Origin of the sequence: Nonomuraea sp. NPDC049637, assembly GCF_040675235.1 — a bacterium.
Lineage (GTDB): Bacteria > Actinomycetota > Actinomycetes > Streptosporangiales > Streptosporangiaceae > Nonomuraea.
This window is the reverse complement of record NZ_JBFAOM010000012.1, coordinates 204,607-226,005: the sequence shown is the minus strand read 5'-3', so window position 1 is coordinate 226,005 and position 21,399 is coordinate 204,607. Positions and strand designations below refer to the sequence as shown.

At 67.9% G+C, this 21,399-nt stretch carries 34 protein-coding genes; 33 read left to right on the top strand and 1 reads right to left on the bottom strand.

Annotation, left to right across the window (positions count from 1 at the left end; all coding sequences use genetic code 11):
- Positions 1 to 14 precede the first annotated feature (14 nt).
- The 33 genes from rplC (at position 15) to truA (ending at position 18,562) form a co-directional block, all read left to right on the top strand.
- Positions 15 to 668: a 50S ribosomal protein L3 gene (rplC, locus tag AB0J71_RS19460; protein WP_138694761.1), complete on the top strand. Its 654-nt coding sequence runs from the start codon at positions 15 to 17 to the stop codon at positions 666 to 668.
- Positions 665 to 1,315: a 50S ribosomal protein L4 gene (gene rplD / locus AB0J71_RS19455; RefSeq protein WP_352327251.1), complete on the top strand. Its 651-nt coding sequence runs from the start codon at positions 665 to 667 to the stop codon at positions 1,313 to 1,315. Before rplC ends, rplD begins: the two co-directional genes overlap by 4 nt.
- Positions 1,315 to 1,617: a 50S ribosomal protein L23 gene (gene rplW, locus AB0J71_RS19450; RefSeq protein WP_352327250.1), complete on the top strand. Its 303-nt coding sequence runs from the start codon at positions 1,315 to 1,317 to the stop codon at positions 1,615 to 1,617. The genes rplD and rplW overlap by 1 nt, the downstream gene beginning before the upstream one ends.
- Positions 1,618 to 1,723: 106 nt before the next feature.
- Positions 1,724 to 2,560 (top strand): 50S ribosomal protein L2, encoded by an 837-nt coding sequence (gene rplB, locus AB0J71_RS19445; protein ID WP_125644676.1) that lies wholly within the window; start codon positions 1,724 to 1,726, stop codon positions 2,558 to 2,560.
- A gap of 11 nt (positions 2,561 to 2,571) precedes the next feature.
- Positions 2,572 to 2,850, top strand: a complete 279-nt coding sequence (gene rpsS, locus AB0J71_RS19440) for a 30S ribosomal protein S19 (RefSeq protein ID WP_030451498.1) — start codon at positions 2,572 to 2,574, stop codon at positions 2,848 to 2,850.
- A gap of 31 nt (positions 2,851 to 2,881) precedes the next feature.
- The gene (gene rplV, locus AB0J71_RS19435; protein WP_080043235.1) at positions 2,882 to 3,235 is read left to right on the top strand and encodes a 50S ribosomal protein L22; all 354 of its coding nucleotides are present in this window, start codon (positions 2,882 to 2,884) and stop codon (positions 3,233 to 3,235) included.
- Entirely contained in the window at positions 3,235 to 4,086 is an 852-nt protein-coding gene (rpsC, locus tag AB0J71_RS19430; RefSeq protein ID WP_352327249.1) for a 30S ribosomal protein S3, read from the top strand. The genes rplV and rpsC overlap by 1 nt, the downstream gene beginning before the upstream one ends.
- A 2-nt stretch (positions 4,087 to 4,088) precedes the next feature.
- A complete protein-coding gene (gene rplP, locus AB0J71_RS19425; protein ID WP_125644673.1) occupies positions 4,089 to 4,508 on the top strand; it encodes a 50S ribosomal protein L16 in 420 nt (139 codons plus the stop codon).
- Entirely contained in the window at positions 4,508 to 4,744 is a 237-nt protein-coding gene (gene rpmC, locus AB0J71_RS19420; protein ID WP_026214152.1) for a 50S ribosomal protein L29, read from the top strand. The genes rplP and rpmC overlap by 1 nt, the downstream gene beginning before the upstream one ends.
- Positions 4,737 to 5,030, top strand: coding sequence for a 30S ribosomal protein S17 (gene rpsQ / locus AB0J71_RS19415; RefSeq protein ID WP_352327248.1), 294 nt, complete (start codon positions 4,737 to 4,739; stop codon positions 5,028 to 5,030). The genes rpmC and rpsQ overlap by 8 nt, the downstream gene beginning before the upstream one ends.
- Before the next feature lie 191 nt (positions 5,031 to 5,221).
- Positions 5,222 to 5,593, top strand: a complete 372-nt coding sequence (rplN, locus tag AB0J71_RS19410) for a 50S ribosomal protein L14 (RefSeq protein WP_090769698.1) — start codon at positions 5,222 to 5,224, stop codon at positions 5,591 to 5,593.
- A gap of 8 nt (positions 5,594 to 5,601) precedes the next feature.
- Positions 5,602 to 5,889: a 50S ribosomal protein L24 gene (gene rplX / locus AB0J71_RS19405; RefSeq protein WP_352327499.1), complete on the top strand. Its 288-nt coding sequence runs from the start codon at positions 5,602 to 5,604 to the stop codon at positions 5,887 to 5,889.
- A complete protein-coding gene (rplE, locus tag AB0J71_RS19400) occupies positions 5,889 to 6,464 on the top strand; it encodes a 50S ribosomal protein L5 (RefSeq protein ID WP_352327490.1) in 576 nt (191 codons plus the stop codon). Before rplX ends, rplE begins: the two co-directional genes overlap by 1 nt.
- Positions 6,465 to 6,468: 4 nt before the next feature.
- Complete coding sequence (locus AB0J71_RS19395) at positions 6,469 to 6,654, top strand: type Z 30S ribosomal protein S14 (RefSeq protein WP_020542298.1); 186 nt, start codon at positions 6,469 to 6,471, stop codon at positions 6,652 to 6,654.
- Between the two features lie 145 nt (positions 6,655 to 6,799).
- The gene (rpsH, locus tag AB0J71_RS19390) at positions 6,800 to 7,198 is read left to right on the top strand and encodes a 30S ribosomal protein S8 (RefSeq protein WP_125644666.1); all 399 of its coding nucleotides are present in this window, start codon (positions 6,800 to 6,802) and stop codon (positions 7,196 to 7,198) included.
- 16 nt (positions 7,199 to 7,214) lie between these two features.
- Positions 7,215 to 7,757, top strand: coding sequence for a 50S ribosomal protein L6 (rplF, locus tag AB0J71_RS19385; protein WP_352327491.1), 543 nt, complete (start codon positions 7,215 to 7,217; stop codon positions 7,755 to 7,757).
- Between the two features lie 2 nt (positions 7,758 to 7,759).
- The gene (rplR, locus tag AB0J71_RS19380; protein WP_125644663.1) at positions 7,760 to 8,143 is read left to right on the top strand and encodes a 50S ribosomal protein L18; all 384 of its coding nucleotides are present in this window, start codon (positions 7,760 to 7,762) and stop codon (positions 8,141 to 8,143) included.
- Positions 8,144 to 8,168: 25 nt separating this feature from the next.
- Positions 8,169 to 8,798: a 30S ribosomal protein S5 gene (gene rpsE, locus AB0J71_RS19375; RefSeq protein WP_049572667.1), complete on the top strand. Its 630-nt coding sequence runs from the start codon at positions 8,169 to 8,171 to the stop codon at positions 8,796 to 8,798.
- 2 nt (positions 8,799 to 8,800) lie between these two features.
- Positions 8,801 to 8,983: a 50S ribosomal protein L30 gene (rpmD, locus tag AB0J71_RS19370; RefSeq protein ID WP_080043226.1), complete on the top strand. Its 183-nt coding sequence runs from the start codon at positions 8,801 to 8,803 to the stop codon at positions 8,981 to 8,983.
- A gap of 2 nt (positions 8,984 to 8,985) precedes the next feature.
- On the top strand, positions 8,986 to 9,441 hold the full coding sequence (gene rplO, locus AB0J71_RS19365) for a 50S ribosomal protein L15 (RefSeq protein WP_352327492.1): 456 nt from the start codon (positions 8,986 to 8,988) through the stop codon (positions 9,439 to 9,441).
- 171 nt (positions 9,442 to 9,612) lie between these two features.
- Positions 9,613 to 10,917, top strand: coding sequence for a preprotein translocase subunit SecY (secY, locus tag AB0J71_RS19360; protein ID WP_352327493.1), 1,305 nt, complete (start codon positions 9,613 to 9,615; stop codon positions 10,915 to 10,917).
- Positions 10,917 to 11,567 carry an adenylate kinase gene (locus tag AB0J71_RS19355; protein WP_352327494.1) on the top strand — a complete coding sequence of 217 codons (651 nt, stop codon included), beginning with the start codon at positions 10,917 to 10,919 and terminating at the stop codon, positions 11,565 to 11,567. Before secY ends, AB0J71_RS19355 begins: the two co-directional genes overlap by 1 nt.
- Before the next feature lie 126 nt (positions 11,568 to 11,693).
- Positions 11,694 to 12,503: a type I methionyl aminopeptidase gene (gene map / locus AB0J71_RS19350; RefSeq protein WP_352327495.1), complete on the top strand. Its 810-nt coding sequence runs from the start codon at positions 11,694 to 11,696 to the stop codon at positions 12,501 to 12,503.
- A 17-nt stretch (positions 12,504 to 12,520) separates the two neighbouring features.
- Positions 12,521 to 12,946, top strand: a complete 426-nt coding sequence (locus tag AB0J71_RS19345; protein WP_352327496.1) for a DUF1707 domain-containing protein — start codon at positions 12,521 to 12,523, stop codon at positions 12,944 to 12,946.
- A gap of 108 nt (positions 12,947 to 13,054) precedes the next feature.
- Entirely contained in the window at positions 13,055 to 13,432 is a 378-nt protein-coding gene (locus tag AB0J71_RS19340) for a hypothetical protein (protein ID WP_352327497.1), read from the top strand.
- Between the two features lie 276 nt (positions 13,433 to 13,708).
- Positions 13,709 to 13,930, top strand: a complete 222-nt coding sequence (gene infA, locus AB0J71_RS19335; protein WP_012887858.1) for a translation initiation factor IF-1 — start codon at positions 13,709 to 13,711, stop codon at positions 13,928 to 13,930.
- A gap of 24 nt (positions 13,931 to 13,954) precedes the next feature.
- Positions 13,955 to 14,068 (top strand): 50S ribosomal protein L36, encoded by a 114-nt coding sequence (gene rpmJ / locus AB0J71_RS19330; RefSeq protein ID WP_003956441.1) that lies wholly within the window; start codon positions 13,955 to 13,957, stop codon positions 14,066 to 14,068.
- Between the two features lie 213 nt (positions 14,069 to 14,281).
- Entirely contained in the window at positions 14,282 to 14,662 is a 381-nt protein-coding gene (gene rpsM, locus AB0J71_RS19325; protein WP_125644650.1) for a 30S ribosomal protein S13, read from the top strand.
- A 42-nt stretch (positions 14,663 to 14,704) separates the two neighbouring features.
- Positions 14,705 to 15,109 carry a 30S ribosomal protein S11 gene (rpsK, locus tag AB0J71_RS19320; RefSeq protein ID WP_020542285.1) on the top strand — a complete coding sequence of 135 codons (405 nt, stop codon included), beginning with the start codon at positions 14,705 to 14,707 and terminating at the stop codon, positions 15,107 to 15,109.
- Between the two features lie 23 nt (positions 15,110 to 15,132).
- A complete protein-coding gene (rpsD, locus tag AB0J71_RS19315; protein ID WP_352327498.1) occupies positions 15,133 to 15,759 on the top strand; it encodes a 30S ribosomal protein S4 in 627 nt (208 codons plus the stop codon).
- 122 nt (positions 15,760 to 15,881) lie between these two features.
- Positions 15,882 to 16,898 carry a DNA-directed RNA polymerase subunit alpha gene (locus AB0J71_RS19310; RefSeq protein WP_043623495.1) on the top strand — a complete coding sequence of 339 codons (1,017 nt, stop codon included), beginning with the start codon at positions 15,882 to 15,884 and terminating at the stop codon, positions 16,896 to 16,898.
- 159 nt (positions 16,899 to 17,057) lie between these two features.
- Positions 17,058 to 17,603 (top strand): 50S ribosomal protein L17, encoded by a 546-nt coding sequence (rplQ, locus tag AB0J71_RS19305; protein WP_364389332.1) that lies wholly within the window; start codon positions 17,058 to 17,060, stop codon positions 17,601 to 17,603.
- A gap of 80 nt (positions 17,604 to 17,683) precedes the next feature.
- Entirely contained in the window at positions 17,684 to 18,562 is an 879-nt protein-coding gene (truA, locus tag AB0J71_RS19300; protein ID WP_364415237.1) for a tRNA pseudouridine(38-40) synthase TruA, read from the top strand.
- On the opposite strand, the gene AB0J71_RS19295 is transcribed toward truA, so the two are convergent.
- The gene (locus tag AB0J71_RS19295; RefSeq protein WP_364415235.1) at positions 18,527 to 21,097 is read right to left on the bottom strand and encodes a hypothetical protein; all 2,571 of its coding nucleotides are present in this window, start codon (positions 21,095 to 21,097) and stop codon (positions 18,527 to 18,529) included. The two genes, truA and AB0J71_RS19295, sit on opposite strands and share 36 nt — an antisense overlap.
- Positions 21,098 to 21,399 lie beyond the last annotated feature (302 nt).

Sequence of the window (21,399 nt, the reverse complement as noted above, 5' to 3'; positions counted from 1 at the left end):
GGGAACGCACTGACATGGCTAAGACGATCAAGGGCGTCCTGGGCAAGAAGCTCGGCATGACCCAGGTCTTCGACGCGGACAACCGGATGGTTCCGGTGACCGTGGTCGAGGCCGGTCCGTGCGTGGTGACCCGGGTCCGCACCGCAGAGAAGGACGGCTACTCCGCCGTTCAGCTCGGCTTCGGGCAGGTCGACCCCCGGAAGGTCAACAAGCCGCTCGGCGACTACCTGCGTAAGCACGACATCACCCCGCGCCGTTACTTCGCGGAGATCCGCACCGACGACGCGAGCGACTACACCCTGGGCCAGGAGCTGCTGGCCGACACCTTCGAGGCCGGCCAGTTCGTCGACGTGACGGGCAAGAGCAAGGGCAAGGGCTTCGCCGGTGTCATGAAGCGGCACGGCTTCGGTGGTCTGGGCGCGTCGCACGGTACGCAGCGCAAGCACCGCTCGCCGGGTTCCATCGGTGGCTGCGCCACCCCGGGCCGCGTATTCAAGGGCCTGCGCATGGCCGGTCGGATGGGTAACGTCCGCACCACTGTGCAGAGCCTCAAGGTTCACTCCGTCGACGCCGAGAACGGTCTCATCCTGATCAAGGGTGCGATCCCCGGCGCGAACGGCAGCCTGGTCCTCGTCCGCACCGCTGCCAAGAAGGGGGCTGCCAAGTGAGCACCACTATTGACGTCCTCGACGCCAGCGGCGCCAAGGCCGGCACCGTCGAACTGCCCGAAGACGTCTTCGGCACGACGGTCAACGTTCCGCTGATCCACCAGGTGGTCGTGGCCCAGCTCGCCGCTCGCCGGCAGGGCACCCACAAGGCCAAGACCCGTGGCGAGGTCAGCGGTGGCGGCAAGAAGCCGTACCGCCAGAAGGGCACCGGCCGCGCCCGTCAGGGCTCGACCCGCGCGCCGCAGTTCACCGGCGGTGGCACCGTCCACGGGCCCGTGCCGCGTGACTACTCGCAGCGCACGCCCAAGAAGATGAAGGCCGCCGCGCTGCGCGGCGCCCTGTCCGACAGGGCCGGTGGCGGTCGCGTCCACGTGGTCAGCACGCTGGTGACGGGGGAGACCCCCAAGACCAAGGCTGCCCTGGAGGCCCTGCGCAAGATCACTCAGGCTCCCCGCGTGCTCGTCGTCGTCGACGAGGCCGACGAGCTGACCTGGATGAGCCTGCGTAACGCTCCCGAGGTCCACCTGCTGGACGCCGGGCAGCTCAACACCTACGACGTGCTCGTGCACGACGACGTGGTCTTCACCCAGGAGGCGTACGACCAGGTCGTCGCGCGGCTGAGCCAGGGCGGGAAGGAAGACGCCTGATGGAGAAGATCGCCGACCCGCGCGACATCATCATCAAGCCGGTCGTCTCTGAGAAGAGCTACGGCCTGATCGATGAGAACAACAAGTACACGTTCCTGGTGAAGAAGACCGCGAACAAGACCCAGGTCAAGATCGCCGTTGAGCAGATCTTCGGGGTCAAGGTCACCAGCGTGAACACCATCAACCGGACGGGCAAGCGCAAGCGCACCCGTACCGGTTTCGGCAAGCGTCCCGACACCAAGCGCGCCATCGTGAGCCTGGTCGAGGGCGATCGGATCGACATCTTCGGTCAGATCGGCTAGCAGCGCCATAGATAGGAAGCGGGCCGAAAGGTCTGCGAGGGACGAGACCGTCGCATTTCGGTGCGGCGGGCTCGCCCATGTAACCGACGAAGGATGAACGAAAAAGATGGGCATCCGTAAGTACAAGCCGACGACTCCGGGTCGCCGCGGGTCGAGTGTCTCGGACTTCTCCGAGATCACCCGCAGCACTCCCGAGAAGTCGCTGCTTGCGCCCCTTCACAGCAAGGGCGGCCGGAACGTACACGGCCGGGTGACCGCGCGCCACCAGGGCGGCGGACACAAGCGCGCCTACCGGATCATCGACTTCCGTAGGCATGACAAGGACGGCATCCCGGCGAAGGTCGCTCACATCGAGTACGACCCCAACCGCACCGCCAACATCGCTCTGCTCCACTACGCCGACGGCGAGAAGCGCTACATCATCGCGCCGACCGGCCTCAAGCAGGGCGACCGAATCGAGAACGGCCCCGCTGCCGACATCAAGCCGGGCAACTGCCTGCCGCTGCGCAACATCCCGACCGGTACCTTCATCCACGCGGTGGAGCTCCGTCCGGGCGGCGGCGCGAAGCTCGGTCGTTCCGCGGGCGCCCAGATCCAGCTGCTCGCCAAGGAAGGCCAGTACGCCACCCTGCGTATGCCGTCCGGTGAAATGCGCATGGTCGACGTGCGCTGCCGGGCGTCGGTCGGCCAGGTCGGCAACGCCGAGCAGGCCAACATCAACTGGGGCAAGGCCGGCCGTATGCGGTGGAAGGGCAAGCGCCCGACCGTCCGCGGTGTCGCCATGAACCCCGTTGACCACCCGCACGGTGGTGGTGAGGGCAAGACGTCCGGCGGTCGCCACCCGGTGAACCCCAAGGGCAAGCCCGAGGGCCGCACCCGCCAGGCCAACAAGTCCAGCGACCGGCTGATCATCCGTCGTCGGAGCAAGAGGAAGAAGCGGTAGGAGCAGCCGAAATGCCACGTAGCCTTAAGAAGGGTCCCTTCGTGGACGACCACCTTCAGAAGAAGGTGGACGCCCAGAACGAGAAGGGCACCAAGAACGTCATCAAGACGTGGTCGCGGCGCTCCATGATCGTTCCCGACATGCTCGGGCACACGATCGCCGTGCACGACGGCCGCAAGCACGTCCCGGTGTTCGTCACCGAGTCGATGATCGGCCACAAGCTCGGAGAGTTCGCCCCCACGCGGACGTTCCGCAGCCACGTCAAGGAAGACCGGCGCAGCCGGCGATAGACGCCTTCAGAAGCATTTAGAGGAGTAAGCGATGGAAGCCAGGGCTCAGGCGCGGTTCGTCCGTGTCACGCCCCTCAAGGCCCGCCGCGTGGTGGACCTTATTCGCGGGCTGCCCGCTTCGGAGGCGCAGGCCGTGCTGCAGTTCGCTCCCCAGTCGGCGAGCGAGCCGATCTACAAGGTGCTCAGCAGCGCCATGGCGAACGCCGAGCACAACTTCAACCTCGACCCCAGCACGCTCGTCGTGAGCCGCGCCTGGGTCGACGAGGGCCCGACGCTGAAGCGGTTCCGCCCGCGTGCACAGGGTCGCGCCTATCGGATCAACAAGCGGACGAGCCACATCACCGTGATCGTGGAATCCCGCGAGCCGAAGGGAAGGACCCGATAGTGGGCCAGAAGGTTAACCCGCACGGGTTCCGCCTCGGCATCACGACCGACTTCAAGAGCCGGTGGTACGCCGACAAGCTGTACAAGTCGTACGTCGCCGAGGACGTGGCGATCCGCCGCATGCTGCAGAAGGGCATGGAGCGGGCCGGCATCTCCAAGGTCGAGATCGAGCGCACCACGGACCGTGTGCAGGTGGACATCCACACCGCGCGTCCGGGCATCGTGATCGGCCGCCGCGGCGCCGAGGCGGACCGTATCCGCGGCGACCTCGAGAAGCTGACCAAGAAGCAGGTCCAGCTCAACATCCTCGAGGTCAAGAACCCGGAGATCGACGCTCAGCTCGTCGCTCAGGGTGTCGCCGAGCAGCTGTCCAGCCGTGTCTCGTTCCGCCGCGCCATGCGCAAGGCGATGCAGTCGGCCATGAAGTCCGGCGCCAAGGGCATCCGTGTCCAGTGCGCCGGTCGTCTGGGCGGCGCCGAGATGTCGCGGTCGGAGTTCTACCGTGAGGGTCGCGTGCCGCTGCACACCCTCCGCGCGGACATCGACTACGGCTTCTACGAGGCCCGTACCACCTTCGGCCGCATCGGCGTGAAGGTCTGGATCTACAAGGGCGAGGCTCCGACCAGCCGCGCCGAGCGTGAGGCGGCTGCCGCCGGCGCTCGTGCCGGTCAGCGTCGCGAGCGTGACGACCGTCGTGGTGGCGGCGGCGACCGTCCGCGTCGTGGCGGCGGTGACCGTCCGCGTCGTGGCGGCGGCCGTGGCGACCGCGCCCCCCGTACCGAATCGGCCGCGCCCGCGGGCGCTGCCCCCGAGACCGGCCCGGCTGCGCAGCCGGGTGCTGAAGGGAGCTGACCATGCTGATCCCGCGCAGGGTCAAGCACCGCAAGCAGCACCGGCCTGACCGCAGCGGAGCCGCCAAGGGCGGCACCAGGGTCGTGTTCGGCGAGTTCGGCATTCAGGCTGTTGAGCACTCCTACGTGACCAACCGCCAGATCGAGTCCGCTCGTATCGCCATGACCCGTCACATCCGCCGTGGCGGCAAGGTGTGGATCAACATCTACCCCGACCGTCCGCTCACCAAGAAGCCGGCCGAGACCCGCATGGGTTCCGGTAAGGGTTCGCCGGAGTGGTGGATCGCCAACGTCAAGCCCGGACGCGTGATGTTCGAGCTGTCCGGCGTGGCGGAGTCGGTCGCTCGTGAGGCGCTCACCAGGGCGATCCACAAGCTGCCGATGAAGTGCAAGATCGTTAAGCGTGAAGTGGGTGAGGCGTGATGGCTAAGGGCCTGACCGCCGGCGAGCTGCGAGTGGAGGACCAGGACACCCTGGTCCAGAAGCTCAAGGAAGCCAAGGAGGAGCTGTTCAACCTCCGCTTCCAGGCAGCGACCGGTCAGTTGGAGAGCCACGGGCGGCTGCGCGCCGTCCGCCGCGAGATCGCCCGTATCTACACCGTGATGCGCGAGCGTGAGCTCGGCATCGTCACGGTCGAGAAGGAGTCGAGCGATGGCTGAGACCGAGACCACCGAAACCACCGAGGCTAACGACGCGCGGAACTTCCGCAAGGTCCGTGAGGGCCTGGTCGTCAGCGACAAGATGGACAAGACCGTCGTCGTCGCCGTCGAGGACCGCGTCAAGCACCGTCTGTACGGCAAGGTCATCCGCCGTACGACCAAGTACAAGGCACACGACGAGGCCAACGCCTGCGGCGTCGGCGACCGCGTGCTGCTCATGGAGACCCGCCCCCTCTCCGCCACCAAGCGGTGGAGGGTCGTGGAGATCCTCGAGAAGGCCAAGTAAGGCCCTTCTCGGATATACCGCGCCTCGTGGGGGCCTCAGGGCCCCCATGACGGCGTCCAAGGACGCGAGGTCCTCCGGGCCTCGCGTCGCCTGCGGTGCGGCCCCTTCGTGGACTGTGGCCGTGGGAACAAGACAACGACAGGTTCCGCCAGGCTCAGAGATGAGAACCGGCGCGACTAACAGGAGTTCAAGTGATCCAGCAGGAGTCGCGGCTCAAGGTCGCCGACAACACTGGTGCGAAGGAGATCCTTTGCATCCGTGTTCTCGGTGGCTCGGGCCGACGCTACGCCGGTATCGGCGACATCATCGTCGCCACTGTCAAGGACGCGCTGCCGGGCAGCACGGGCGTCAAGAAGGGCGACGTGGTCAAGGCCGTCGTCGTCCGCACGGTCAAGGAGCGCCGCCGGCCCGACGGCTCCTACATCCGCTTCGACGAGAACGCCGCCGTCATCATCAAGGACAGCGGTGACCCTCGTGGCACTCGTATCTTCGGCCCGGTCGGCCGCGAGCTGCGCGACAAGAAGTTCATGCGCATCATCTCGCTCGCCCCGGAGGTGCTGTAATGCCGAAGCTGCATGTGAAGAAGGGTGACCTGGTTCAGGTCATCGCCGGCAAGGACAAGGGTGCCAAGGGTCACGTCATCGCCACGTACCCGCGCGAGGACCGCGTGGTGATCGAGGGCGTCAACATGATCAAGAAGCACACCAAGGAGTCTCTCCAGGGTCCGCGTGGCGCCAAGACCGGCGGCGTGCAGACGATGGAGGGCCCCATCCACGTGTCCAACGTGAAGAAGCTCAAGGACGAGAAGCCCGCCGACAAGAAGGCCGACAAGGCCGAGGAGACGGGTGAGGACAGCTGATGACCGCCACGACCACTGAGACCGAGCGCCCGACGCCGCGACTCAAGACGAAGTACCGCGAGGAGATCGCGGCCCAGCTTCGCGAGCAGTTCGGCATCGAGAACGTCATGCAGATCCCGGCCCTGACCAAGATCAAGGTCAACATGGGTGTCGGTGAGGCGGCTCGCGACTCCAAGCTCATCGAAGGCGCCGTACGCGACCTCACCGCGATCACCGGCCAGAAGCCGGCCGTCGTCCGGGCGCGCAAGTCCATCGCGCAGTTCAAGCTGCGTGAGGGCATGCCGATCGGCGCGCACGTCACGCTGCGCGGCGACCGCATGTGGGAGTTCCTCGACCGCCTGCTGGCGCTGGCGCTGCCCCGTATCCGGGACTTCCGCGGCCTGTCGCCGAAGCAGTTCGACGGCAACGGCAACTACACGTTCGGTCTGACCGAGCAGGTCATGTTCCACGAGGTCGACCAGGACAAGGTCGACCGTCCGCGGGGCATGGACATCACGGTCGTGACCACCGCGACGAACGACGACCAGGGCCGGGCGCTGCTGAAGCTCCTCGGCTTCCCGTTCAAGGAGGCCTGATCCAATGGCGAAGAAGTCGCTGATCGCCAAGGCGGGGCGCAAGCAGAAGTTCGAGGTCCGGGCCTACACCCGGTGCTCGCGTTGCGGTCGCCCGCGCGCGGTGTACCGCAAGTTCGGCCTGTGCCGCGTGTGCTTCCGCGAGATGGCGCACCGGGGCGAGCTGCCCGGCATCACCAAGTCGAGCTGGTAGATACTCTGGGGGGCGGCTCCGCGTCGTCCCCCGGAGTCCATGTTCAGAAGAAGACAGGACGCTTCGCGTCCATGACCGCGCCGAAGGTCCACCGGCAGAGCGCTGCTTGGCCGACTGGAAACCGCGGCGAGGAAGGCCACTGGCCATGACGATGACCGACCCGATCGCAGACATGCTGACGCGTCTGCGTAACGCGAACTCGGCGTACCACGAGAGCGTGTCGATGCCGTATTCGAAGATCAAGGCGCACATCGCCGAGATCCTCCAGCAGGAGGGTTACATCCAGTCCTGGGCCGTCGAAGACGCCAAGGTTGGAAAGAACCTCGTGGTGGAGCTCAAGTTCGGGCCTACCCGTGAGCGTTCGCTCGCGGGCCTGCGCCGGGTTTCCAAGCCCGGTCTGCGGGTTTATGCGAAGAAGGACAACCTGCCTCGAGTTCTGGGCGGACTGGGCGTCGCGATCATCTCGACGTCCGCCGGTCTCATGACCGACAAGCAGGCCGGCAAGCGTGGCGTGGGCGGCGAAGTCCTCGCCTACGTCTGGTAGAGGGGAGGAACACAGCATGTCGAGAATCGGACGGCTGCCCATCCCTGTGCCCAGTGGCGTAGACATCACGATCACCGGCCAGGATGTCCAGGTCAAGGGCCCGAAGGGCACGCTTTCTCACACGGTCGCGGACCCGATTACGGTCGGTCGTGACGACGACGGCGCCATCGCCGTCTCCCGGCCCAACGACGAGAACAAGGTCCGTGCGCTGCACGGCCTGTCCCGGACGCTGATCGCCAACATGGTGCAGGGCGTCACCCAGGGGTACACGAAGTCCCTGGAGATCGTCGGCGTCGGTTACCGCGTCCAGGCCAAGGGCCCGACGCAGCTGGAGTTCTCGCTGGGCTTCAGCCACCCGGTCATCGTCGACGCCCCCGAGGGTGTCTCCTTCCGCGTCGAGAAGCCGACCCTGTTCCACGTGGACGGCATCGACAAGCAGAAGGTCGGCGAGGTCGCGGCCAACATCCGCAAGTTGCGCAAGCCTGACCCGTACAAGGGCAAGGGCGTGCGTTACCAGGGCGAACAGATCCGCCGCAAGGTCGGAAAGGCTGGTAAGTAGGCATGGCTCCGAAGACTGCGTTCAGCAAGCACACGGCTGCCCGCACCGTCTCGCGGGCTCGCCGTCACCGCCGCGTCCGCAAGTTCGTCGTCGGTACGGCCGAGCGTCCGCGCCTGGTCGTCAACCGTTCGACCCGTCACATGTTCGTCCAGATCGTGGACGACTCCGTCGGTCACACGCTGGTGAGCGCCTCCACCATGGACGCCTCGCTGCGCACGCTCGAGGCGGACAAGACGGAGAAGGCCAAGAAGGTCGGCGAGCTCCTCGCTCAGCGGGCCAAGGAAGCCGGGATCACCAAGGTCGTCTTCGACCGCGGTGGCAACCGCTACGCCGGTCGCATCGCGGCCCTGGCGGACAGCGCCCGCGAAGGCGGGCTGGAATTCTGATGGCAACTGAGAAGAGGAACCACTGATGGCTGCAGCTCCGCGTCGCGGTGGCGGCACCGGTGGCGAGCGGCGGGACCGTCGTGACGATCGCCGCGGTGGCGCCGCCGACAAGGGCGTCTCGTACATCGAGCGCGTAGTGAAGATCAACCGAGTGGCCAAGGTCGTGAAGGGTGGTCGTCGCTTCAGCTTCACCGCCCTCGTCGTCGTCGGTGACGGCAACGGCCTGGTCGGCGTCGGTTACGGCAAGGCCAAGGAAGTCCCCGCGGCCATCGCCAAGGGCGTCGAAGAGGCCAAGAAGCACTTCTTCAAGGTGCCCCGCATCCAGGGCACCATCCCGCACACCGTGCAGGGCGAGGAGGCGGCCGGTGTCGTCTTCCTGCGTCCGGCGTCGGCCGGTACCGGCGTCATCGCCGGTGGCCCGGTGCGCGCGGTCCTGGAGTGCGCCGGCATCCATGACGTGCTGTCCAAGTCGCTCGGCTCGGACAACCCGATCAACATCGTGCACGCCACCGTGGCGGCTCTGAAGGGCCTTTCCCGCCCCGAGGAGATCGCCGCCCGCCGTGGCCTGCCGATCGAGGACGTGGCTCCGGCCCGCATGCTCAAGGCTCAGCGCGAGGGCATCGCCGAGGCCGCGGCCGCGAAGGCGGTGAGCTAGTCATGGCACGCCTGAAGATCACTCAGGTTCGCTCGAAGATCGGTGGCAAGCAGAACCAGCGTGACTCGCTGCGTTCGCTTGGCCTGAAGCGAATCGGCGATGTCGTCGTCAAGGAGGACCGTCCCGAGATTCGCGGGATGGTGTCCGTGGTGACGCACCTCGTCGAGGTGGAAGAGGTCGACTAGTCATGACTGACAAGGCTCCGCTCAAGATTCACGACCTGCGTCCTGCTCCGGGTGCCAACAAGTCCAAGATCCGCAAGGGTCGTGGCGAGGCGTCCAAGGGCAAGACGGCCGGTCGCGGCACCAAGGGCAGCCACGCCCGTACCACGGTCCCCCTCGGTTTCGAGGGTGGCCAGGTGCCGCTGCAGAGGCGTCTGCCGAAGCTCAAGGGCTTCTCCAACGCCCTGTTCAAGACGACCTACCAGGTCGTCAACCTGGACAGGCTCGGCGAGCTGTTCCCCGAGGGTGGCGACGTCACCGTCGAGGCCCTGGTGGCCAAGGGCGCCGTTCGCAAGAACCAGCTCGTGAAGGTGCTCGGCACCGGCGAGATCTCCGTCGCTGTGAACGTTACGGCTCACGCCTTCTCGTCCGCCGCGAAGGAGAAGATCGCCGCCGCCGGTGGTTCCGTTACCGAGCTGTAGCTCCGCTATGACGAGGCGTGGGGGTTCCGACAATGGGCCCCCACGCCCTTAGTGCGTTAGAGTTCGGCGAGACGGCAGGATTCTGTCCGGCTCGTTTGACTTGAGACTTGACATGGCAGATCCCCGCACCACCGCATACTCACATCGCCATAAAGGCGCGCAGGAGGGACCGTGCTGACCGCGTTTACCCGGGCGTTCCGGACACCGGACCTGCGCAAGAAGTTGCTCTTCACCCTGGGCATCATCGCGCTGTTCCGTCTCGGCTCGGTTCTTCCGACTCCGGGAGTTCACGTCCAGAACCTCGCGGCCTGTTTCGATCAGGCCCGTAACGGAGCCACCGGCAACATCTATGGGATGGTGCAGCTCTTCAGTGGTGGTGCGCTCCTGAAGCTGTCGGTGTTCGCGCTGGGCATTATGCCGTATATCACCGCGAGCATCATTCTCCAGTTGCTCGTCGTGGTGATTCCACGTCTTGAGGCTCTCAAGAAGGAAGGCCAGGCGGGTCAGGCCAAGATCACGCAGTATACGCGTTATCTGACCATCGGCCTCGGCGTCCTCCAGTCGACCGCCTTCATCGCGCTCGCGCGGTCCGGCCAGCTGTTCCCCAACTGCCAGCAGGACGTCCTGCTCGACCCCGACAACATCTTCGGCATCGTCACGATGGTCATCATCATGACGGCCGGCACGTCGGTGATCATGTGGCTCGGTGAGCTCATCACCGACCGCGGCGTCGGCAACGGCATGTCCATCCTGATCTTCACCCAGGTCGTCGCGGTCTTCCCGTCCGAGCTGACCAACATCTTCCAGGCGAACAAGTTCACCTTCGCGGTCGTCATGGTCGTCGGTGTCTTCATGATCGCGGCCGTGGTCTTCGTCGAGCAGGCGCAGCGCCGCATCCCGGTCCAGTACGCCAAGCGCATGGTGGGCCGCAGGATGTACGGCGGCACCTCGACGTACATCCCGCTCAAGGTCAACCAGGCCGGCATCATCCCGGTCATCTTCGCCTCGTCGCTGCTCTACCTGCCGCAGCTGCTGACCTCGCTCTTCCCGACGTCGAACAACGCGGTCGTCCAGTGGATCTCCCAGTACCTGGTCAGGGGCGACCACCCGGTCTACATGATCACGTTCTTCGTGCTGATCGTCTTCTTCACGTACTTCTACGTGTCGATTACCTTCAACCCCGCTGAAGTCGCCGACAACATGAAGAAGTACGGTGGGTTCATTCCGGGCATCCGTCCCGGCCGTCCGACGGCTGAATACCTGAACTTCGTGCTCACCCGTCTGACCGCGCCCGGCGCGCTCTATCTGGGTCTGATCTCCATGATCCCGATCGTCGCGCTGGCGGTGGCCGGGGCTAGCCAGAACTTCCCGTTCGGAGGGACGAGCATTCTGATCATGGTTGGTGTCGGCCTGGACACGGTGAAGCAGATCGAGAGCCAGCTCCAGCAGCGTAACTACGAAGGTTTCCTGCGGTAGTGCGTCTCGTTCTCGTCGGGCCCCCCGGAGCGGGTAAGGGGACACAGGCCCAGTACATCGCATCGAACCTGTCCATCCCGAAGATCTCGACAGGTGACATCTTCCGTGCCAACGTCTCGGGCGGCACGGACCTCGGCAAGCTGGCCAAAACCTACATGGACCGTGGCGATCTCGTGCCCGACGAGGTCACCATCGCCATGGTCCGCGACCGACTGTCCGAGGACGACGCGCAGGACGGGTTCCTGCTCGACGGCTTCCCGAGGAACGTCGCGCAGGCGGAGATCCTGCGCGACATGCTCAAGGACTGGGGTCTGGAGCTCGACCTGGTGCTGGAGCTGGTCGTGGACGACGACGAGGTCGTCCGGCGGCTGGCGGGGCGGCGCACGTGCAGTCAGTGCGGCCGTATCTGGCACGTGGAGTTCGACGACAAGAAGGACGACAAGTGCGACGCCTGCGGCGGCGCGCTGTTCCAGCGGGACGACGACAAGGAAGAGACCGTCAGGCACCGCCTGGAGGTCTACCAGGAGCAGACCGCGCCGCTGGTCTCGTACTACGTCGACGAGGGCATCCTCGTGGGCGTCGACGCGACCGGGCCGGTCGAAGAGGTGACGCAGCGGGCCATGGAGGCGATCCGCCCGTACCTGGGATGACGCCGGACACGATCTCCTGCGAAGGTGGCACGGATCTCCGTGCCACCTTGCTTTTTTGTGTGCGGCTATTGTGGGGGAATTAGGGCTCCCACGAGGCCCGTCAGAAACCCCGGGGGGTGCCGAACGATGTTCAAGAGAAACCGACACGGAATCCAGATCAAGTCGCCCGAGCAGCTGGAGAAGATGCGGGCCGCCGGCCTGGTGGTCGGGCGCACGCTCGATCTGCTGAAGCGCTCCGTCGAGCCCGGCATGACGCCGCTCGACCTCGACTCCATCGCCGAGAAGGCGATCAGGGACGAAGGCGCGATCCCGTCGTTCAAGGGCTACCAGGGCTTCCCGGCGACGATCTGCGCGTCCGTCAACGACGAGGTGGTGCACGGCATCCCCACGAACGCCCGCAAGCTGCGTGAGGGCGACGTCATCTCCATCGACTGCGGCGCGATCCTGGAGGGCTGGCACGGCGACTCCGCCGTCACGGTGCCGGTCGGCGAGGTCGACGCGAAGCTGACCGAGCTGATGCGGGTCACCGAGGAGGCCATGTGGCGCGGCATCGCCGCGCTGAAGGTCGGCCGGCATCTGTCCGACATCGGCTACGAGATCGAGCGCTACGTCAAGTCCCAGGGCCGCTTCGGCATCCCGCCGGAGTACGGCGGCCACGGCATCGGCACCGAGATGCACATGGACCCGTGGATCGCCAACCACGGCAAGCCGGGCCGCGGTCCGCTGCTGGAGGAGGGCATGTGCCTGGCCATCGAGCCCATGGTGAACCTCGGCACCGAGCGCACCCGCGTGCTGGCCGACGACTGGACGGTCGTGACGATCGACGGGAAGGCCTCGGCGCACTTCGAACACAGCGTCGCCGTGACACATAATGGACCTTGGGTGCTTACCGCCCTGGACGGTGGCGAAGAGCGCCTGAGTCACCTTCAGCCCTGACCCCCGGGAGTGGTGGAATGGCGAACAGCCCCGAGATGCGTGCCTCGGACGTCGACCGCGACCGGGTCGCCGCCATCCTCCGGGAGCACACCGCGCAGGGCCGCATCACGATGGACGAGTTCAACGAGCGGCTCGAAGAGCTCTACAAGAGCAAGACCTACGGTGACCTGGCCAAGCTGACGGCCGACCTGCCCGACGTCGACCTGCGCCACCGGCCGGCGAAGCCCGAGGCGGTGCCCGCCACGCGCGGCAACCTGCATCCGGGCATGCGGGCGGCCTGGGGCGCCTGGGCCGCGGCCAGCGCCGTCAACTGGGTGATCTGGCTGATCGTGAGCGTCTCGTCCGGTCACATGATCTATCCGTGGCCGCTGTGGGTCATGGGGCCCTGGGGCGCCATCCTGCTGATGAGCACGATCTTCGGGAACGGGCAGAAGCGCAGTTAGCCCGGAGCCGTGTGTGCCGTAATGCACTGTGTGTATTCCTCCGCAGTACGGGACGGCGCTGGTTCCTAGCGTGTGCCGTGTCGGGAACACGACTCACGGAGGAATCAGATGCGCAAGGTCCTCGCAGCCGCCGCCCTCGCCGGCTCGATCGCCGTCACCGGTCTCGCCGTCGCCCCCGCCGCCCAGGCGGCCTCGTCCGGCGGGTGGGGCACGTTCAGCTCGGCCAACCACAAGGCGTTCACGCACGGCAGCACGTACCGGTCGCACGGCAAGGTCTACACCCACTGGTACGGCAAGGAGTCCACGCCGAAGTTCGGCTACGTGTGGTTCCGGTACTACGCGAACGGAAGCTGGCACCAGTTCTCCAGGAAGTGGGACGGGAGCCACGACGAGACCTGGTCGGGCCGGGGGATCAGGAAGATCTACACCTGGACGTGCTGGGGCGGGTCGTCCACGTACTGCGGTGACCGGCACCGCATCTACTAGGAGCACCCCCCGAAGGGCTCGCCGGTCCGCCCGGCGGGCCCTTCGGTGTACGGTCGAAGGAGTGGGGGCCGTGGGGTAGACTCTTACATGGTTGTGTCAGGACACCTGGCACGCGTTTCGCGTTTTGGGCTCAGGTGTCGTACACTCCTTAGTCGGCTCACTATGACTATCACGCGTCGGCGGTCTTTGCCGATCGCCGCTCTCTTCGAAGCGTGAGGTCGCGGCTGCTTAGTGAACCGGAGCCTCAGACGACCGATCAGTGAAACGCGAGGGATTTTGGCCAAGAAAGACGGCGCCATCGAGATCGAGGGCACTGTGGTTGAGTCGCTCCCGAACGCCATGTTCCGGGTGCAGCTCGACAACGGCCATAAGGTCCTGGCCCACATCAGCGGACGGATGCGGATGCACTACATCCGGATTCTGCCGGACGACCGGGTAGTCGTTGAACTGAGCCCCTACGACCTGAGTCGTGGGCGGATCGTCTACCGATACAAGTAAGACGTCTGAGGAACACGAAGGACAATGAAGGTAAAGCCGAGCGTCAAGAAGATCTGCGACAAGTGCAAGGTGATTCGCCGGCACGGTCGCGTCATGGTGATCTGCGACAACCTGCGCCACAAGCAGCGTCAGGGTTAGTCGTACGCAAGGTTTCTCCGAGTCCGCCCCGATTTAGGGAGCGGGCTCGACGCATGAGGAGCCCGCGACAGTAATCGCGTCCCACACCTGGGCAGGCGGAGCATTCCGTACCACCCAGGAGACCCCCGGTCGGAGGCCGGGGCCCTCACCCCGGGCATGGGGAGGGGTAGTGCGGCGCAAGACCTCCGCCAAAAAGAAGGAGAATGCCCGACCATGGCTCGCCTGGTTGGCGTCGACCTCCCCCGCGAGAAGCGGCTGGAGATCGCTCTCACCTACATCTACGGAATCGGCCGCACCCGCGCTCAGGAGATCCTCCAGGCGACCGGTGTCAGCGGCGACCTCCGCGTGCACCAGCTCTCCGACACCGAGCTCGTCCCGATGCGTGACTACATCGAGGCGAACTTCAAGATCGAGGGTGACCTGCGCCGCGAGGTCCAGGCCGACATCCGTCGCAAGATCGAAATCGGTTGCTACCAGGGCATCCGGCACCGCAAGGGCCTTCCGGTCCACGGTCAGCGCACGCAGACCAACGCGCGTACCCGTAAGGGCAAGAAGAAGACCGTCGCCGGTAAGAAGAAGCCCGGTAAGAAGTAGTCCACAGCCGCGGACCGAAGATCTCAGGAGTAATGGCAAACAATGCCTCCTAAGAGCCGTCAGGGTGCCCCGAAGAAGGTGCGCCGCAAGGAAAAGAAGAACGTCGCTCACGGGCACGCCCACATCAAGAGCACGTTCAACAACACGATCGTCTCGATCACCGACCCCAACGGGAACGTGATCTCCTGGGCCAGCGCCGGCCACGTGGGTTTCAAGGGCTCCCGTAAGTCCACCCCGTTCGCCGCTCAGATGGCCGCCGAGAACGCCGCCCGCCGCGCCATGGAGCACGGCATGCGGAAGGTCGACGTGTTCGTCAAGGGTCCCGGCTCCGGCCGTGAGACCGCGATCCGCTCCCTCCAGGCCACCGGCCTCGAGGTGGGTTCGATCCAGGACGTCACGCCGGTCCCGCACAACGGCTGCCGTCCGCCGAAGCGCCGCCGCGTCTGAATTTCCCCAGGAGATATTGAGAAATGGCTCGTTACACGGGCGCGGACTGCAAGCTCTGCCGTCGCGAGAAGACCAAGCTCTTCCTCAAGGGCAGCAAGTGCGAGTCCGCCAAGTGCCCCATCGAGATCCGTCCTTACCCGCCGGGTGAGCACGGCCGCGGACGCCCCAAGGAGTCCGAGTACCAGCTTCAGCTTCGCGAGAAGCAGAAGACCCGTCGTATCTACGGCGTCCTCGAGAAGCAGTTCCGCAACTACTACGAGGAGGCCGCGGGCAAGAGCGGCAAGTCGGGTGAGGTGCTGCTCCAGATCCTGGAGAGCCGTCTCGACAACGTCGTCTACCGCGCCGGCTTCGCCCAGTCGCGTGACGCCGCCCGCCAGCAGGTGCGCCACGGCCACATTCTGGTGAACGGCAAGAAGGTCGACATCCCGTCGTACCGCGTTCGCGAGCACGACATCATCGAGGTCCGCGAGACCAAGCGCAACCTGCTGCCCTACGAGGTCGCTCGGGCGACCGCGGGCGAGCGCACGGTTCCCGCGTGGCTCGGCGTCGTGCCGGAGAAGCTCCGCGTCCTGGTCCACCAGCTGCCGGTTCGCCAGCAGATCGACACCCAGGTCCAAGAGCAGCTCATCGTCGAGTACTACTCCAAGTAGTCACTGACGTCCTAGTTCGGGCACGGAAGACCGCTATACGCGGTCTTCCGTGCCCGAACTAGACTGTTTATCGGAGTGGCGTCATATAGCGGGCGCCACACGACAAGGGGAGAACCCACACCATGCTGATCGCTCAGCGCCCGACTCTCCTCGAAGAGTCGATCGACGAGACCCGGTCCCGGTTCGTCATCGAGCCGCTGGAGCCGGGCTTCGGCTACACCATCGGCAACTCGCTGCGCCGCACGCTGCTGTCGTCCATCCCGGGCGCGGCCGTGACGAGCATCCGCATCGAGGGCGTGCTGCACGAGTTCTCGACCGTTCCCGGGGTCAAGGAAGACGTCACCGACATCATCCTGAACCTCAAGGAGCTGGTCGTCTCCTCCGAGCACGACGAGCCGGTCGTGATGTACCTGCGCAAGCAGGGCCCGGGTGAGGTCACCGCCGCCGACATCGCGCCTCCGGCCGGTGTCGAGGTGCACAACCCCGAGCTGCGCATCGCCACGCTCAACGGCAAGGCGAAGCTGGAGATGGAGCTGACCGTCGAGCGCGGTCGCGGCTACGTCTCCGCCGCCCAGAACAAGCAGCCGGGCCAGGAGATCGGGCGCATCCCGATCGACTCGATCTACTCCCCGGTGCTCAAGGTCACCTACAAGGTCGAGGCGACCCGAGTCGAGCAGCGCACCGACTTCGACCGTCTCATCCTCGACGTCGAGACCAAGCCCGCCATGAAGCCTCGCGACGCGGTGGCCTCGGCCGGCAAGACCCTCGTCGAGCTCTTCGGCCTGGCCCGTGAGCTCAACGTCGAGGCCGAGGGCATCGACATCGGCCCGTCGCCGACCGACGCCGCCCTGGCCGCCGACCTGGCGCTGCCGATCGAGGAGCTGAACCTGACCGTTCGCTCCTACAACTGCCTCAAGCGCGAGGGCATCCACACCGTGGGTGAGCTCGTCGCCCGCAGTGAGCAGGACCTTCTCGACATAAGGAACTTCGGGGCCAAGTCGATCGAAGAGGTCAAGCAGAAGCTGCACGAGATGTCGCTGGCGCTCAAGGACTCCCCGCCCGGGTTCGACCCGAGCGCGGTGGCCGGCGGCGGCTACGACGACGACGACAGCGCGTACGTCGAGACCGAGCAGTACTGAGCCTCGTGCGGAGACCCGTCTCCGCACGTGCCCCGCACGCGCCGAGTGGCCCAGCCGCTCGGCGCGTGACGAACGTAACGGCCCAGTCGTGGTGACTGCGGCCGGCCCGACTCCGGTACCTGGTACGGCCGGGGCGGGTTAACCCAAGAGGAGAAAGCAATGCCCAAGCCCACCAAGGGTGCACGTCTTGGCGGCAGCCCGGCGCACGAGCGGCTGATCCTGGCGAACCTCGCCACGGACCTGTTCCGCCACGGCAAGATCCGTACGACGGTTGCCAAGGCCAAGCGCCTTCGCCCGCTGGCGGAGCGCCTGATCACCAAGGCGAAGAAGGGCGACATCCACAACCGTCGCCAGGTCCTGACCGTGGTCAAGGACAAGGGCGTGGTTCACCACCTGTTCACCGAGATCGCGGTGACGTTCGCCGAGCGTCCGGGTGGTTACACCCGGATCACCAAGGTCGGCGCGCGTAAGGGCGACAACGCTCCGATGGCCGTCATCGAGCTGGTGTCCGAGCCGCTGAACGGTGTCACCACCCGCCGTACCGAGGCTCCGGCCGCCGCTGCCGCTCCGGCTCCGGCCGCCGAGGAGACCGAGGCCGCCGAGACCGAGGCGCCCGAGGCCCCCGAGGCCGCCGCCGAGGAGACCCCGGCTGCCGCCGAGGAGGCTCCGGCCGCCGAGGCCGAGGCGAAGAAGGACGAGGCCTGATCTCTCAGGCTGGTTGAATCGGGCCCGGACCCCCTTCGCGGGGGTCCGGGCCCTTTTCCGTGAACGCGAAAGGGACGATCGTGCTACGGCTCCGCCTGGATCTGGCATACGACGGGACCGACTTCTCCGGATGGGCGAGGCAGCCCGGTCGCCGTACGGTCCAGGGTGAGATCGAGCTGGCGCTCACCAGGATCCTGCGCCTCGGCGAGCCCGCCGCGCTGACCGTGGCCGGGCGGACGGACGCGGGCGTGCACGCGCGCGGCCAGGTGGCGCACGTGGACGTGCCGGCCGCGTCGTTGGCCGAGCTCGACGGCAACCGCGGGCCGCTGGAACTCGATGAGCGGCTCTCTGCGCTCGTCCGGCGGCTGGGTGGAATTCTGCCGCTGGATGTACGCGTTCATCGGGTCTCGGTGGCTCCTGAGGGCTTTGACGCCCGTTTCTCCGCGATGTTCCGGCGGTACGCGTACCGGGTGTGCGACACGGCGGGCGGGGCCGATCCGCTGCGGCGGCACGAGGTGGTCTGGCACAGCCGTCCGCTGGACCTCGACGCCATGAACGAGGCGGCCCGGCGGCTGGTGGGCGAGCACGACTTCGCGGCGTTCTGCAAGAAGCGCGAGGGCGCCACGACGATCAGGGAACTGCAGCGCCTGGAGTGGACGCGCGAGGCGGACGGCGTGCTGGTCGCCGCCGTCGTGGCCGACGCGTTCTGCCACTCGATGGTCCGGGCGCTGGTGGGCTCACTGCTGGCCGCGGGCGACGGGCGGCGGCCGGTGGAGTGGCCCGGCCAGGTGCTGACGCGGGCCGTACGGGACTCCGGGGTGCACGTCGCGCCCGCGCACGGGCTGTGCCTGGAGGAGGTGGGCTACCCGGCGGCCGACGAACTCGCCGCCCGGGCCGCCGCCACCCGCCGGGTCCGCACGCTCTCAGCCCTTGGTGACGCGGCGCTCCAGGACGAGTGAGGTCTGGTCCCGGAACGCCCCGCTGACCTTGGCCAGCGTCTTGTCGCCGGCGTCCGGGGTGTGGCCGTCGGCGTGGGTGGCGTAGCTGAAGACGATGTACCTGCCCCACACCAGACCGGCCGCGTAGCCGCCGGCGATGGACACCCGCTCGCCGCCGCTTCCCTTAGCGCCGGGCAGCGCGCGGAACCAGACGTTGCGCGGAAGGTTCTTGGCCAGGTCGGTCTGGACGGCGTCCTCCTTGGTCGGCAGCACCGCGATGCCGGTGGTCACGGCGTAGCGGCGCTTGCTGTCGACGAAGGTGGCCCGGATGATCCGGCTGCACTTGCGCTCGCGCAGCGCGTCGGCGAACGCGCCGGTCGCCGCCTTGTCGCAGCTCGTCTCGGTGTCGGTCTTGACCCTGGTGAACGTCGTGCCGGCGGCGGAGACCTTCTTCTTCGGGAACGCCTCCGTCACGGACATCTTCTTCGGGTCGGTCTCCTCCGAATTGAGCATGGACGCGCCCGGGACGTCGGCGGGCGGGCTGGTGGTCAGCTCCGTCGTGGGCAGCAGCGTGGGCGGGGCGGGGGTGGCGCCCGCGGTCGTGGCGGCCGGCGGGGCGGTGCTCAGCGCGCGGTAGGCGAAGAAGCCGCCGGTCGCGACGCCTGCCAGGGCCAGGGCGCCGAGGGTCACGAGCAGGGCGCGCTTGCTCTTGCCGCGGGCCGGAGGCGGTGGCGGTGGGATCTGGAACGGGGGCTGCCTGAACGCGCCGGGCGGGAAGGCGGGCGTGCCTTGGGGCGGGGTGGGGAGGTCGATGGCGGTGCCGGGCCTCTTCGTCCACAGGTTCTGGTTGAAGGGCAGGTCGGGGAGTCTCTCCTGGGTGGGGGACGGGTCCGGGCGCAGCTCCGGTGAACGCCGGGGTTCGTCCTGCTCCGCTGGGTGGGCGGTCTGTGCAGGCGTGTCGGGAGCGTGGCCGGTTGCGCGTTGCGTCGCCGCGTCGGGCCTTTCGTCCGGGTGCCTGTCCTCCGGGCGCTTCTCCTCGGCGGGGGGCACCGGGGGCCAGACGGGTACGTCGCCCGGCTCCGGGGGGCGACCCGTCGGGTTGGTGGGGTGGGGCTCGACGTGGTGGGCCGTCCGCATCGGGCCGGTGGGCTGCTCGCGGGGGTCGGACGCGCGCATGCCCTGGGGCGGGGTGTCCAGGGCTGCCGGGTCGTGCTCGTCGTGCGGAGCGGCCGGGGTGGCGTGCTGCTGGACGGTGGCGGCGGCGTCGCGCTTGGCGGCCTCGGGGTCGAAGTAGTGGGCCGCCTTGGGGATGCCGCCCGGGCGGGTGGCATCGGGGTCGTACGAACCGGCCTCGGGGGTGGGTGAACCGGCCTCGGGATCGTACGAGCCGGCCTCGGGGGTGAAACGTCCGGCGTCGGGGCCGGAGTGTCCGGGCTCGGTGCCGAACCGTACGGCGTCAGGGGCGTCGTGTGGTGCGGTGTCCGGGGTGTCGCGGGCGTCGGCGGGGTACGGCGGGCGGCCGGGGGCGTACGGTGCGGCGTCCTGGTCGTACGGCGTTGCGGGGTCGTGGGGGAACGCCGGTGCGGTGGCGTTCGGGTCGGTGGGCACGCCGGTGGCGGAGGTGGCGGCCGCGGCGGACGACGGGGGGACCGGCGGCGCTGTGGGGCGGCCGGTCGATGGGCCGGTCGGCTCCGTGGGGCGGCCGGTCGATGGGCCGGTCGGGGTGTCGGTCGGCGGGGTGGGGAACTGCGTGGGCTGATTGCCGGCCGCCGCCGGGGGCCCAGGGTGACCGGCCTGGGGGGTGGGGAATCGGGCGGTGGGGTCGCCGAGGGACGGCTCGTCGGTGTCCGGCTCGGCCACGAGTTCGCCCGTGGCGGCGGGCCATGGAGGCATGGTGTGCGGGTCGGCGACCGGGGCGGGCCACACCTGAAGGCCCGCGGCGGCGGCTGTGAACGCCGGCGGCGGCTCCCACGGCGGCGCGCCCGGCACGACCGGCTCCGGCTGCTCCCTCTGCGGCGCGCCCGGCACGACCGGCTCCGGCTGCTCCCACTGCGGAGTGCCCGGCGCGGCCGACTGGCCCGGCCAGGCGGGAGGGTCTTCCTCCGGGGTGGCGGCCCACTGGCCGGGGTCAGGGGTCCAGGAGACGTCGTCCTCCGGTTGCGGACCCCGGGCAGGGTTGTTGCCGGGGCGCGGGCCCTGGCCGGCGTCGTCCTGGGGGTGCGGGCCCCAGGTGGCTTCGGTGGCGTTTCTAGGGGTCCAGGCGGGTGTGTCGGCGGCGCCTGCGCTCGGCCCGGTCTCGCTGGACGGCTTCGGGCCCCATCCGGCTTCGGTGGGGGTGCCGAGGGGGCGTCCGGGGCCGGGGACGGCTCTGGGCGGCGAGGCGGCTTGGTCGGGAGCTTGGGGCGCCCAGGCGGGCCGGGCGGACGAGCGGGACGACTCGCCCGCAGCGTCGGAAACCTGGGGGGCCCAGGCGGGCCTCGTCGGGGCGTCAACAGCCCACTCGGGGGCATCGGCAACCCCTGCGGGGTCGGAAGCCGAGACGGGCGTTCCGGGCATCCGGGACGCGGACGCAGGCGATCCCCAGCTGCCGGGGGCAGAGGTGGGGGCTCCGGGCGCTCCAGGGGCTCCCGGGACCGAAGTGCCGGGGATGCCGGATCCGGCGGCCGGGGGGCCTGAGGGCGCGGCCGGGGTGGGGGGAGCACCCGTGGGGGTGGGGGAAGCGGCTGCGGGGGTGTTCGGCGTGCCGGTCGGCCAAGGGCCGGTGTTTCTGCGGGGGGACCGAGGGGCGGCGACGGTGTCTTCGTCGACTCCCGGGCCCTGCGGAGCGCCGCCCGCCTCGGGAGGCGCGAAGGGGGCGC